Origin of the sequence: uncultured Sutterella sp. (assembly GCF_937923675.1) — a bacterium.
Taxonomy (GTDB): domain Bacteria; phylum Pseudomonadota; class Gammaproteobacteria; order Burkholderiales; family Burkholderiaceae_F; genus Sutterella.
In genome coordinates this window covers 1-13,028 of sequence record NZ_CALDXB010000085.1, presented here as the reverse complement: position 1 = coordinate 13,028, position 13,028 = coordinate 1, and the positions used below count along the sequence as shown (strand labels likewise).

The window sequence follows — 13,028 nt, the reverse complement described above, 5'->3', positions numbered from 1 at the left end:
GAGAGCTGAACAAAGGAACCACCCCGGTAAAATTGGTGGATTCCAGCTAACGGTCGGGTACCTCGGCTCCTGCGGGCTTCTCGATGCGCTCTTCTTCGGACGCATCGCCGGCCGCGAAGCGGCGAAGTCCGAAAAGGATCAGACTGAAGATTCGGCGCTTTTCTGAAAAGCACCTCTCAATGCATAGGAACAAAGTCAAAATGAAGATCATCTGCCACATGATTTCGTCCGTCGACGGGCGCCTTTATCCCTCCCGCTGGGGAACGCCGCAGGAACCAGCAGACATTACGACGCTCTATGAAGGCGTGGCGAAGCGCTTTCCGGCTCAGGGCTGGATTGTCGGCAGAACCACAATGTCGGACTATTGCGAAGAGGTGAAGGAAGGAGATCCGGCGCCGCTACGCGACGCGGATGCGCCCGCATCCCCCGCTTTTGTCGGAACCCGCGAAGGCCGCCCGATTGCGGTGGCGATCGACCCGAAGGGAAAGCTCCTTCCCGAAATCAATGCGCTCCCTACGGGCGAACACCTTGTTCTTGTTCTCGGAGCTAGGGTGGCGGAAAGCCACCTCGCAAAGCTCCGTGCCGCCGGCGTCTCCTACGTCTTTGAGGGCGAGGGCGAAAGCAACCGCGAAAAGTTCGCGCCTGCGCTCAAGGCCCTTGAAGAGCTCTTTGACGCGAAGACGCTTCTCCTCGAGGGCGGCGGCATCATCAACGGCGCCTTCCTGACGGCCGGACTCATCGACGAGATTTCCGTGATCGTCTATCCGGGGCTCGACGCGCTCTTTGGTTCCGCGGCGATTTTCGGCGTCAGGGCGCCGGCGGATCAGATGCCGGGCGCCGGAGCTCACCTCAGGCTTCTCGACAATGAGACGCTCGAGGGCGGCGCCGTCTGGCTCCACTACGACGTGAAGAACGATTGACGGAAAACCTTCTTTCAAAATACGAAGTCCTCGCGCAGATGCTTGCGCGAGGACCGGGATGCATGCTGCCCGCCTCGGGGCGTTCTTTCGTCCTTACGGCTGAGGCAGCGGCGCCGACTCGCCTTCAACTTCCCGGAGAATGCGCTCGAGCGCATCCGCACCCGCAACGCCCCGCTCGCGATAGATCCGCACGACCTCGCGGTAGTACCAGAGCGTGAGGCGCTTTTTCTCTTCCATGCCGGGCGCCGAGCCCACAAAGCGCTTGAAGACCTCGTCGCCGGTTTTGAGCTGATCGTCCCGGATCGAGGAAAGGTTGTGCCACTTGTCGGCGGCGGAAACGAGGAGCACTTCGTCGTCAGCTTTTGCAAGGTGCGCGAGGTATTCGGTCTTTCGCTCAACCCAGGGCTTCTTCTTTTCTCCCGCCTTCGGGAGCGCGTCGGAGAGCGCTTTGACGATGCGAAGCACATTGGGCCCGAAATCAGCTTCAATCGATTCGGCATATTCAACGCCGCCGTCCTCGAGCACGTCGTGAAGAAGCGCCGCGATGAACTGGTCTTCCGTGCCGCCCCAGACGAGCACCTGCGAGGCAACGGCCATCGGGTGCGAGATGTAGGGAATGGAGGTTCCCTTGCGCTTCTGGTTTTCGTGCACTTTGGCGGCGAGCGCGAAGGCGGCGGAAATGCGGGAAGTGTTGAGCAGCGGCATGGTTGGTGTCCTCTGGGAAAAACGCTTGAGAACACAATGGTAACCCGATCTTCCGCCAATAAATGACGTAAAGAAAAGCCCCGGCGCTTCGCAAAAGGAAATGCCGGGGCGATGCCTCATTCAATCAGAATGACGCAGACGAATTACTTCAGTTCTGCACGGAGGAATTCAAAGCCGCCGTCGGGGAGGCTGTGGAAGTTGACGAGGTTCTTCGCGTGCGCGGAGATGTCATGATCGACCGTGAGGAAGACCCACGGGGCATCCTCCCAAATCATCTTCTGCGCTTCGTCGTAGATCTTCTGCTTCGTGGTGCGGTCGGTGGTCTTCAGAGCAGCCACGAGCGCATTGTCGACCTTCGGATTGCTGTAGTAGGCGTAGTTGGAATTGGCGGGCGGGAAGCTCGAGGTGGCAAGAAGCGGACGAAGCACCCAGTCGAGTTCGCCGGTCGACGCCGACCACCCCCAGGTGAACATTTCGAGCTGGCTCTTATCGGGGCCGACGGACTGCACGAGCGAGACGCGCTGGCCGGCTTCGAGAGCGCGGACCTGAAGCTTCACGCCAATGCGCGAATACTGCTGCTGCAGGAACTGCAGAAGCTTCTGGTTGGCGGAAGAGTTCGAAGCCGCCCAGAGAGTGGCCGTGAAGCCGTTGGGGTAGCCCGCTTCCTTGAGGAGCTCCTTCGCCTTATTGACGTCATAGGGCCAGGCGCCGAACTGCGTGGCGTAGTCGATGCCCTGGGGCGCAATGCCCGTGGCGGGCGCCGCATAGCCCTTGAAGAGAACCTTCACGAGCGCTTCCTTGTTGAGGCCGTAGTTGAGGGCCTTTCTCACGCGGACGTCGCTGAAGGGCTTCTTCGTGTTGTTGAGGTAGATCTGGCGCTGCACGATCGAGGGCGCGACCTCAACGACGATGTCCTTCGCTTCCTTCAGGCGCTCGACCTGTTCGGGCGGCACCACGTCGCAGTACTGGGCTTCGCCCGTGCGCAGCATCGCAACGCGCGTGGCGTCTTCAAGGACCGGGCGGAAGTTGATGCGGTCGAGCTTCGGCAGCCCCGCCTGCCAGTAGTTCGGGTTCTTCTTCACGATGAGGTACTCGGCCGGGTTGTACTTCTCAAGCGTGTAGGGGCCGGTGCCGCAGGGGTTGAAGGCAATGTCCTTCTTCGGGAGATTGAGAATCTTCGGGCACATCATCACGCCGCTCGGATGCGCGAGCTGGTTGATGAAGGCGGAGAAGGCTTCCTTCAGATGGAATTTGACGGTGTAGTCGTCCACCGCCTCAATGCGGTCGATGTTCTTGTAGAGCGTGTAGCGCGTGAGGTGCTTGTCGGGATTGATGACGCGTTCGAAATTCGCCTTGACCGCAGCGGCGTTGAAGGGCTCGCCGTCGCTGAACTTGACGCCCTTTCTGAGCTTCACGGTGTAGACGAGGCCGTCGTCGCTCACCTCATAGCCTTCGGCAAGAACGTTCTGGAGCTTCATGTCCTTGTCGAACCCGAAGAGGCCTTCATAGAAGGACTTGGCAACGTTCTGCGAGAGCGTGTCGCTGGCATCGTAGGGGTCGAGCGTCGTGAAGGCGGAATAGACGCTCACGGTAATTTCTGCAGCCGAAGCCGCGGCGCCGACGCCCGCAAGCGCGAGCACGAGAAGAGCCTTGGGAAAACGGGTCATGAATGAAACTCCTCGGAAAAAGACGTGCGAATAGTGAGGGAGGAGGTCCCGGAAGGGCCGGCAAGGGCGCCTGCGGCATCCTCTTCACACGAAAAGCTTCCATCAGAGTAGCCCGAGGATCGGAAGAATGCTGCGTTTACCGCATACAAAAACGCCCCGAATGTGACGAACATTCGGGGCGCAGCAAAAAGAACAGGGTTTAATCCTTAGTTCTTCTTCGTTTCCACCTGCACGAGCGCTTCGGCCTGAGCGGCTTCAGCGCTCGATTCGACCCTGCGGCCCGGCTGAATGACGGGTGCATAGTCGACCGGGCGGCAGAGCTCGGGCTTCGTGTGAACCTGCGTGAGGGGACCTTCCTCGGCTTCAGCCGCCGCGTGCTCGATCACGCGGCCGGGCTGAACCACGGGCTCGTAGCCCGTAGCCGCCGAGGGCTTCGCGGTGTGGACCTGCACGAGGCCCGCGGAGCGGAGGTTCTCCTCAAGGCCCTCAGCGATGGAGCCCGTGAGCGCGGGATGCTCTGCCTGCGGTTCTTCTTCCGCAGCGGCAGGAGCTTCAGCCGGCGCTTCAGGCGTCGTCACGGGAGCGGCCTCGGGAGCAGCTTCAGGTGCCGGAGCCTTGCGGGTCTCAATCTGAATGAGCTTCTCCTCGGGTTCGGGCGCCTCCACGGTTTCGACGGCAGCCTGCTGAGGTTCCTCGGACTTTTCCTCCTCGCGGACCTCGGCGCGATCAGCGGCCTTATCGCCCTCAACGATCCCTTCGTCGAGCGAAATCACTTCAGCAAGGGCGGGCGAGGGAGCGGCAGCGCCTTCCTTCGTTTCCTTCGCTTCAGGGATGCGGTCGGCCTGGGCTTCCGTGCGGGGCTTTCTCGAGCGGCGGCTGCGGCGGCGTTCGCCGTCGGACGCATTGCCTTCGGTCTGAGCGCCGGCAAAGGCGCCTTCAACGGCCTGAGAGACCGCGGACTTGGTCTCGATCTGCACGAGCGGTTCCGCGGCAGGCGTCCAGACGGGCTGCTGGGCGACTTCAGCGGCAAGACCCTGGGGTTCTGCCGGCTGAGCCGACTGGCCTTCTGCGCCTTCCTGAGCCTCGGCGCCGCGGCCGGAGCGGCGGCGGCGGCGCGGACGGCGGCGGCGGGCGCCTTCCTCATCGGCTTCCTCGCGGGCTTCCGACTGTTCGGCGGCCTTATCGCCCTCAACGATGCCTTCGTCGAGCGAAATCACTTCGGCGAGCGCGGGCTGAGGGGCGGCGGCGCCTTCCTGGGTCTCTTCGGCTTCAGGGATGCGGTCGGCCTGGGCTTCGTCTTCCTGAGGACGACGGCGCGAACGACGGCGGCGCGAGCGGCGCTCCTCGTCGCCCGATTCCGCCTCGACCGTAAAGACCGGCGCTTCGACTTCCGTCCGGCTCGCGGCATCGGGGAGGCTTTCGGCCGTCATGGTCGCGATGTCCTCATTGGGACGAGCGGCCTCTTCCTCGGTGCGGCGCTGCTGACGGCGATCGTCGCGGTCGCTCCTCTCTGTGCGCTCAGCGCGCTCGGTGCGGGGCGTGCGTTCCGTACGTTCAGCACGTTCGGTGCGGTCTGCACGATCGGTGCGCGTTCTGCGGGTGCGGCCTTCGGTCTTTTCCGTGCGTTCCGCACGTTCGGGTCTTTCGGACCTTTCCGCTTTTTCAGAACGGTCGCCGCGCTCAGCGCGTTCAAGACGATCGGTGCGCTCCGTGCGGGTGCGGCCCGAACGCGTGCGGCGGTCGTTTCTGCCTCCGCGCGTGCGGCGCTTCTCTTCCGTCTTTTCAGCAGGCTTCTGCTGAGGCTTCTCCTCGGTCTTCTTTTCCGTACTGTCGCCGCCCGTGAAGAAGGCAACGATGCGCTGGAAGAGGGACTTCTGAGGCGTGACCGGGGTCATCTGCTTCATCTTCCCGGCTTCGGGCTTCTCGCTCTTTTCCTCCTTCGGCGCTTCAGCCTGATGGACCGGAGCAGGATCGCGCTCGATCAGGTTCTTGATGACGGGAACCTGCTTGGGACGCTGGGGCTTCTCTTCCTGAGACTTCTGAGCGTACGGGTCGTCGGCCGTCGTTTCGATTTCCTCGGCGAGGTCGAAGCTCGGCACGTGCGCGTCGAGGCGCTCGTCGTCCTGACGGATGCGCTCGATGTGATAGTGCGGCGTCTCAAGGTAGGTGTTGGGAATGAGCACGATCGGCACGCGGTGGCGCGCTTCGAGCTTCGTGATGTCGTTTCTCTTCTCGTTGAGGAGGAACGTAGCGACGTCGACGGGCACCTGGGCCTGAACGGCGCCGGTGCCTTCCTTCATCGCCTCTTCCTGGAGGATGCGCAGCACCTGGATCGCGCAGGACTCGGTGTCGCGGATGACGCCTACGCCGTTGCAGCGCGGGCAGGTGATGTGGCTGCCTTCGGAGAGCGCCGGGCGCAGACGCTGGCGCGAGAGCTCCATGAGGCCGAAGCGGCTGATCTTCGCCGTCTGGACGCGGGCGCGGTCGTAGCGGATGGCGTCCTTGAGGCGCTGCTCGACCGCGCGCTGGTTCTTCGATTCGGCCATATCGATGAAGTCGATCACGATGAGGCCGCCGAGGTCTCTCAAGCGCATCTGGCGGGCGACTTCGTCCGCGGCTTCACAGTTCGTGCGGAAGGCCGTGTCCTCAATGTCGGCGCCGCGCGTGGCGCGTGCGGAGTTGACGTCGATCGCAACGAGCGCTTCCGTGTGGTCGATCACGATCGCGCCGCCCGAGGGAAGCGGAACGGTGCGCGAATAGGCGGTTTCGATCTGCTGCTCGATCTGGAAGCGCGTGAAGAGCGGAATGTCGTCGCGGTAGCGCTTCACGCGGTCGACCATGTCGGGCATGACGTTCGCCATGAACTGGCGCGCCTGCTCGTAGATTTCATCCGTGTCGACGAGGATTTCGCCGATCTCGGGCTGGAAGTAGTCGCGGATCGCGCGGACAACGAGGTTCGATTCCTCAACGATGAGGAAGGGAGCCGGATTGAGGCACTTGCCGCTTCGGCCGTTCTTCACGGGTTCGGACGAGACCGTTCGGACCTTGCGGCCGTTTTCTTCCGTGAAGTACTCGTACTGGGGGCGTGCGGCGTCGACGATCGCATTCCAGAGCTTCAGGAGGTAGTTGAGGTCCCACTGAAGCTCTTCGGTCGTGCGGCCGATGCCGGCGGTGCGGGCGATGGTCGACATGCCGCTCGGGATGTCGAGCTTGTCCATCGCTTCGCGAAGCTCCTGACGCTCCTCGCCCTCGATGCGGCGCGAGACGCCGCCCGCGCGCGGGTTGTTGGGCATCAGAACAAGGTAGCGGCCCGCGAGGCTGATGAAGGTCGTGAGTGCGGCGCCCTTGTTGCCGCGCTCTTCCTTCTCAACCTGGACGATGAGCTCCTGGCCCTCGCGGATGGCTTCCTTGATGGTGGCCATGCGGACGTCGACGCCTTCGGCGAAGTAGCTTCTCGAGATTTCCTTGAAGGGGAGGAAGCCGTGGCGCTCCTCGCCGTAGTCGACGAAGCAGGCTTCAAGAGAGGGCTCGATGCGGGTGACGACGCCCTTGTAGATGTTCGACTTGCGGGCTTCGCGGCCGGCAGTCTCAATGTCGATGTCGATCAGCTTCTGGCCGTCGACAATGCCAACGCGCGTTTCCTCGGGATGCGTGGCATTGAAAAGCATGCGCTTCATTTGGGATTTCACTCCTCGCCGCCCATTGGCCGCGGGCGGACTGTGGCGTGCCGCAATGGAAGGCAGGAGCTTTTGCCCTGAAGGCTTTCAGGGGGTCTTCGTCTCGTGAGGGTGCCTGACGGTATTCCTGCGGAAACGATTCTTTCTCTCATCTGCGGAGAAAAAACCGCCGGGAGCTTCCCTCAAGCTGAAGCTCCCGCAGCGGCGCCCGCGAAGAATCTTCTCCGTAAGGGCATTGCCGCGCCGCTATCCGGCTGATGTGTTGCGCTCGTTTTCCAAACGGTCCCGAAGCTGTTGGTGCGGGACGCGAAGGAAAAGAACGATTTGGGGAGAGTCACATCCTTCCGGATGAATCTTCGCCGCAGCATCTTCTGAAGACTTCGCAAAAGGAGAAAAGCTTCAGAGGCGAGCGGGAAATTCTTCGGGAAGGGGCTCAATCCCTCACGATCTGCCGGCAAAACTCACGAAAAGCCAGGCGCCTTCTTCATGCATTCAAAAGGACCGGAAAAGCCGAACGAAGCCCGCGTCATGCTCTCGGGAAGTCCTGCCTCAAACGAAAAAAGGGCGGTCGATGGAAGAAAGCGGAATGCATTCCGCGCGGGAGGATCCCCCTGACGAAAGAAATCCGGGCGTTCGGACAGGGATTCCGCTTCGGGCTTCCAGCTTCAGGAACTGAAGGGCGCAGGTGAAGCGCATCATCGGGCCCCGAAGGAAATGCATGAAGGAATTCACGGCCCGACATCAATCGTCCTCGCGCCTCAGGGCCGGAAAGCGGCCTCAATTATTTCGCGGGATCGGTTTACGGCTGAGCTCGACCAGGCAGCAGGGCGGAAGCATCACTATCAGGCTTCGCCCTCGGGAGCACGCAAAAGCCGCAATCGGGCCCGCGAAGAAGCGGTTGAGGGGATCAAATTGTCGGGAAAGGAATCCTTCATCTGCCATGGGGCTCGGAGCGTTCCGGCGCTTTTCTTCCACGAAGGGAAAAGCCAGGAGGAACCATCCGGACGTCCGTCTCTTTCTTAAAGAAGAATCCGCAGGCGCGAAAGCTCCGGGCTTTCAGCTCTCCCGAACCCGATTTCCGAAAAAACGGACCTCAAGGGCGAGGGTGCCTTGCGTTCTCTCTCCGGCGCTCTTATGAGGAGCGCATGTCAAGAGCGGATGGCGAACGAAAAAAACTTTGCCTGTTGCGGCATCAGCCCGAAAGGCCTCCTGCCTGAGCACTCTTTGCTCAAGGCAGGAATTCTCACGGACCGAGCCTGCGGCGCCGCACTCCTCATAAAGGCACTGCGCCGCCGCGTAAAAAAAACTCTGCCTCCTTCGATCACGGGAATCCTCGACGCCTTTCTCAGGCGGAAATCGTTCCGGGCGACCGAAGGAACAAATCCTTTGTGAGGCGTGAGAAAATGAACCTCCGCGCCGGCTGGAGCTTTCGCGCTTCAGCGCCCTGGCGCGTGCGGATCCATCCGCTCATGCACTCGATCGCTTCGAAGCGGAAAAGCCGACTTCGGGCGACAGCCCCTAAGTATAAGCACTACTGGATATGACAGACACAACCAAGGCCGAAATTAAGCCGCTTGCCTCATCAAAGGTACGCGCGCTCCCGTCGGATCGGGTGAGCTACATTGAGATCGGCGAGGATTCTGACGGCCAGCGGCTCGACAACTTCCTCATGCGTCTCGCGCGGGGGGTTCCCAAGGGTCATATCTATCGCGTCATTCGTGCGGGCGAGGTCCGGGTGAGCAAAAGCCGCGCGAAGGCAGAAACGAAACTCAAGCTCGGAGACGTCGTCCGCGTGCCTCCGATGCGCGTTGCTGAGCGCTCCCCGGCGGCTGAAGCCCCTGCGGCGCCCCTTGCAAAGGGTCAGCTCGAAGTCCTTCACGAGGACCGGCACCTTCTGATCGTCATGAAGCCCTCGGGCCTTGCGGCTCATGGGGGATCCGGAATCGCGCACGGCCTGATCGAGCGCCTGAGGGCCACGCGCCCCGAGGAGCCATTCCTCGAGCTCTGCCACCGTCTCGACAAGGAAACAAGCGGCGCCATCGTGATCGCCAAGACTCGGAAGGCGCTCGTACGCATGCACGACCTCATGAAGGAAGGCGGCATCGAAAAGCACTACAAGCTTCTCGTGAAGGGAGACTGGGTGAATGAACGCCGTCACGTGAAGGCGCCGCTTGAGCGTTATCTCCTTCCCTCGGGCGAGAGGCGCGTCCGCGTGTCCCCGCTCGGCATGAGCGCGCACACGATCTTTACGGTCCTGAAGCGCTTCGGCGTCGTTACCTATCTCGACGCTGAACTCAAAACCGGCCGCACGCATCAGATCCGCGTTCATGCGCTCTCGGAAGGGTTCCCCCTCGCAGGGGACGACAAGTACGGCGACTTCGCCTTCAATAAGGAGCTTGCCGCGGGACTCCTCGGAGCACCCTTGAAGCGGATGTTCCTTCATGCCTGGAAGCTCAAATTCATTCATCCCGTGACGGGCGAGGCGCTCGACATTGAGGCGCCGCTCCCCGAAGAACTCGCCCAGGTAATCAGCGCTCTGGAGAAGCAGCATGACTGACGAAATGAATTCCAAAGCAAAAGTGCCGCCGGCCGGTCCCTATAAGCTTGTCGTCTTCGACTGGGACGGCACGATTCTCGATACGACCGCCGCCATCGCGATCAGCATTCAGTACGCGGCCGAAAAGATGGGGCTTCCGGTGCCGTCCGCCACGAAGGCGCGCTCGGTGATCGGCCTCGGCTGGCGCGACGCCATGAAGATCATTGCGCCCACCTGTCCCGAGGAAGAGTTCCCTCAGTTCGGCGCCTATTACGTTGAGCGCTATCGTCCTGAGGAAGGAAAGGTCCATCTCTTTCCCGGCATCGAGAACGTCATCCGCACGCTTCATGAGCGCGGGGTTACGCTCGCTATCGCAACCGGCAAAAGCCGGCGGGGCCTCAACCGAGTTCTGGAGGCAACAGGACTCGGGAAATACTTTGCCGACACGGAAACGGCCGACGAAAACCCGTCGAAGCCCGATCCGGGAATGCTCGAAGCCATCGGCATTGCGACCGGGATTGAACCCGCCGACACGATCATGGTGGGCGACACCACGCACGACCTCGGCATGGCCAATGCCTGGGGCTGCCGCTCGATCGGCATGACCTACGGTGCCATGACGGCTGAGATGCTCGAACGCGAGAAGCCCGTTGCCCTCTGCCGCGATGCAGAGGAGCTCGCCCGAGTTCTCGGACTGCGTTGAAGCCGGATGGGGGCGGGTTTTTCTCAGGAATTGAGAAGAAGACCTTTGCGCTCCCGGCATCGATTCCCAGATCGTAATCTGGCACAACGTAATCTGCCAGATTACGATCTGCGAACGAAGGAGCGCTCTTCGATGGACCGGCTTGAATGTTTTGGGCGTACCGAAGAGCTCGAGGCGCTCGAAGGCGTCTGCGGGAGCCGACGCGCGGAAATGGTGATCGTCTGCGGCCGGCGACGAGTGGGGAAGACTGCGCTTATTCAGAAAGTATGCGAAGGACGTGAGACCTTCTGGTACACGGCGAAAGCTTGGAAGGATGAGTTCCAGCTCGAGCTTTTTTCCGAGGCTGTAAGTGCACGGCTCGGCAAATCCGGCGTGCGCTATACGAGCTGGACCGCGGCTTTTGAGGCTTGCGTAGCCGCGCCCGGTGAGGGCCGCCGCATTATCGTTATCGACGAGTTCCAGCACATTGCTCAGAAACGTCCAGGCTTTCTCTCGGAACTCCGTGCCGTCTGGGATGACGTGCTTTCACAGAAGAATTTTCTTCTGATTCTCTTGAGCAGCGCCGTTTCCTACGTGGAGAAGGACGTGCTCGGCGACCGGAGTCCTTTGTCCGGCCGGGCGGGAATTGTCCTGAAAGTCCCTCCGCTTCCCTTTCAAACCGTATCGGACTTTGCGCCGGAATATGCCGCCGACGATCTCTTCAAAGGTTATGCGGTGTTGGGCGGGACTCCCTACTACTGGCAGTGCATCGATGCCCGTCGGTCGATGAAAGAGAATCTGGCGCTCAATCTGATTTCCTCCAACGGCTTTCTCAATGACGAACCGCAATCTCTTCTGCGGCAGCAATTCCGCGATCCCTCGACCTACAACGCGATTCTGAGGTCGATTGCCATGGGCGCTTCAACCAGAAGCGAAATTGCTCAGAAAAGCCTTGTAGACAGTCGAATACTTACAAAGTACCTGACTGTGCTCGAAGATATGGATCTAATAGAGCGCGAATTCCCCGTCTTTTCGGGACCGGACGAACCGTTAAGCGCTTCGCTGGGTCGCTATAGACTCAATGATTCTCTGCACAAATTCTGGTTCCGGTTCCTCGCCGATGAGCCGGATCTCATTCGGTCGCAGGAAGAGGCCCAGCTCAAGTGGAAGGAGAAGGTCGAGCCGTATTTTTCTGAATTCGCTCATGAAGCGTTTGCGGCGGCATGCAGGGAGTATCTGCTCCGAAGGCGCCTCGAAGGAAAGATTCCGGAAGCATTGATGCACTTCGGGCGCTGGTGGTCGGGAGACGCTGAGATCGATATTGTCGGCGCCGACGAAGCGCGGCAGAACTGCATCGCCGCAGAGTGCAGATACCAGCGTGAGGCAGCCGGCATGAAGGTGCTCCGGTCACTGCAGAAAAAGTGCGCGCTGCTCCCGGTCGCGGACGATGCCGTCTTTTCCCTCTGGATTTTTTCCCGGAGCGGCTTTGATGAAGCGCTGAAGGCCGAAGCCGAAGCGCATTCAAACATCCATCTCGTTCCGATGGAAGCGCTTCTCTATTGACGGCCTTATTTCGCATTGCCTAATCAGGAATGCGGATCTCTGCTGTGTGCGCTCAAGAGTTGCGCTTCTCCATAGATATATGTCCTATGCGGCCCGCTCCCGGCGCGTGCATGATGAAAGAAGCTTCCTAAAGACATGCGCGGGGGAGCGGGCGCAGAGCCTCCATCCCCTCGCTCGTTAAGAAGAAGCGCGCACACGCCAACATCGAGGAGAAAGAAGATGCACATGCAGCGACGTCAGGTTATCGGGGCCGCCATAGGCGGGGCATTTGCCGCGGCGCTTGCGCCTCAGGGTGCGGCTCGTGCCGCAGAGGCGCCTCTTGCCGAAAAATTCGTGAAGCCGACGGCGGATAAGCCGCTCCTTGCCTGCTTCAACGAAAACCCCCTCGGACTTTCCATGGAAGCCCGCGCGGCAGTCGCAAAGTCCGCTGCCGTCTGCAACCGGTATCCCTTTGCGCGCGCTGAGGCGCTTCGCAAAGCCTGCGCCGATTTCGTGGGCGGGAAGCCCGAAGAGATTGTTCTTTCCCAGGGCTCGGCCGAAGCCATTCGCGCTTCCGTTGAATCCTATGCCCATGAACCGGGCGCAACGCTCATCATTCCGGAACTCACCTACAGCGACGGCGAGATGGCCGCAACACGCAACGGCATGCCGGTCGTCAAGGTGAAGATGGGCAAGAACTGGTCGATCGATATTCCGGCCATGCGCGCGGCGGCAGCGGAAGCCGCAAAGAAGGGGCCTGCGGTCGTCTACTTCGTGAATCCCAATAATCCAACCTCGACCATCGCCGACACGAATCAGCTTTTCGACTGGATCCGCTCGCAGCCGAAGAACACGGTCTTCCTCATGGACGAAGCCTACGGCGAATTCGTGGTCGACCCCAACTGGAAGTCGACGATCGAGCTCGTCAATGCGGGTGCGAAGAACGTCATTGTTCTGAAGACCTTCTCGAAGATCTTCGGCATGGCCGGTCTCCGTTTGGGCTTTGCCTATACGGCGTCCCCCGAGCTCCATAAGCGCGTGCACGACCACATTGCCTACGATTTCTTCATGAATACGCCGGCGATTGAAGCCGCGCTCGCGGAAATCGGCGACCTCGGATTCCTGCGTCTTTCGAATTCGGAAAATAAGGAAGCAAGGAAGATCATGGAGGACCTCTTCAGGGAACTCAACCTTGAATATCTCCCGAGCCAGACGAATTTCTGCTTCTTTAATCTCAAGGGCCCGCTCGAGCCCTTCGCGAAGGCGATGAAGGCCGAGAACATTCTGGTGGGCCGCCCC

The 13,028-nt window shown here is 60.9% G+C and carries 8 protein-coding genes; 5 read left to right on the top strand and 3 right to left on the bottom strand.

Annotation, left to right across the window (positions count from 1 at the left end):
* The first annotated feature begins 200 nt into the window (after positions 1–200).
* Positions 201–920: a dihydrofolate reductase family protein gene (locus Q0106_RS10385; RefSeq protein ID WP_297612530.1), complete on the top strand. Its 720-nt coding sequence runs from the start codon at positions 201–203 to the stop codon at positions 918–920.
* A gap of 93 nt (positions 921–1,013) precedes the next feature.
* Here the strand turns inward: Q0106_RS10385 and Q0106_RS10380 are convergent, their stop codons facing one another.
* From Q0106_RS10380 to Q0106_RS10370, 3 genes are all read right to left on the bottom strand, one after another.
* Entirely contained in the window at positions 1,014–1,625 is a 612-nt protein-coding gene (locus tag Q0106_RS10380; RefSeq protein ID WP_297612527.1) for an HD domain-containing protein, read from the bottom strand.
* A 143-nt stretch (positions 1,626–1,768) separates the two neighbouring features.
* Positions 1,769–3,292 (bottom strand): glutathione ABC transporter substrate-binding protein GsiB, encoded by a 1,524-nt coding sequence (gene gsiB, locus Q0106_RS10375; RefSeq protein WP_297612524.1) that lies wholly within the window; start codon positions 3,290–3,292, stop codon positions 1,769–1,771.
* Positions 3,293–3,498: 206 nt separating this feature from the next.
* Positions 3,499–6,969, bottom strand: a complete 3,471-nt coding sequence (locus Q0106_RS10370) for a ribonuclease E/G (protein ID WP_297612521.1) — start codon at positions 6,967–6,969, stop codon at positions 3,499–3,501.
* Between the two features lie 1,540 nt (positions 6,970–8,509).
* Between Q0106_RS10370 and Q0106_RS10365 the strand changes: the two genes are divergently transcribed.
* The 4 genes from Q0106_RS10365 to Q0106_RS10350 form a co-directional block, all read left to right on the top strand.
* Positions 8,510–9,526: an RluA family pseudouridine synthase gene (locus tag Q0106_RS10365; RefSeq protein ID WP_152159029.1), complete on the top strand. Its 1,017-nt coding sequence runs from the start codon at positions 8,510–8,512 to the stop codon at positions 9,524–9,526.
* Complete coding sequence (locus tag Q0106_RS10360; protein ID WP_297612517.1) at positions 9,519–10,208, top strand: HAD-IA family hydrolase; 690 nt, start codon at positions 9,519–9,521, stop codon at positions 10,206–10,208. Before Q0106_RS10365 ends, Q0106_RS10360 begins: the two co-directional genes overlap by 8 nt.
* A gap of 132 nt (positions 10,209–10,340) precedes the next feature.
* A complete protein-coding gene (locus Q0106_RS10355) occupies positions 10,341–11,750 on the top strand; it encodes an ATP-binding protein (protein WP_297612514.1) in 1,410 nt (469 codons plus the stop codon).
* A 225-nt stretch (positions 11,751–11,975) separates the two neighbouring features.
* On the top strand, positions 11,976–13,028 hold a 1,053-nt coding region (locus Q0106_RS10350), incomplete at its 3' end, for a histidinol-phosphate transaminase (RefSeq protein ID WP_297612511.1).

Excerpts from the sequence above, each read along its gene's own strand:
- Q0106_RS10385 (WP_297612530.1), top strand. The coding sequence starts at position 201 with ATGAAGATCATCTGCCACATGATTTCGTCCGTCGACGGGCGCCTTTAT.
- Q0106_RS10380 (WP_297612527.1), bottom strand. The coding sequence starts at position 1,625 with ATGCCGCTGCTCAACACTTCCCGCATTTCCGCCGCCTTCGCGCTCGCC.
- gsiB (WP_297612524.1), bottom strand. The coding sequence starts at position 3,292 with ATGACCCGTTTTCCCAAGGCTCTTCTCGTGCTCGCGCTTGCGGGCGTC.
- Q0106_RS10370 (WP_297612521.1), bottom strand. The coding sequence starts at position 6,969 with ATGAAGCGCATGCTTTTCAATGCCACGCATCCCGAGGAAACGCGCGTT.
- Q0106_RS10365 (WP_152159029.1), top strand. The coding sequence starts at position 8,510 with ATGACAGACACAACCAAGGCCGAAATTAAGCCGCTTGCCTCATCAAAG.
- Q0106_RS10360 (WP_297612517.1), top strand. The coding sequence starts at position 9,519 with ATGACTGACGAAATGAATTCCAAAGCAAAAGTGCCGCCGGCCGGTCCC.
- Q0106_RS10355 (WP_297612514.1), top strand. The coding sequence starts at position 10,341 with ATGGACCGGCTTGAATGTTTTGGGCGTACCGAAGAGCTCGAGGCGCTC.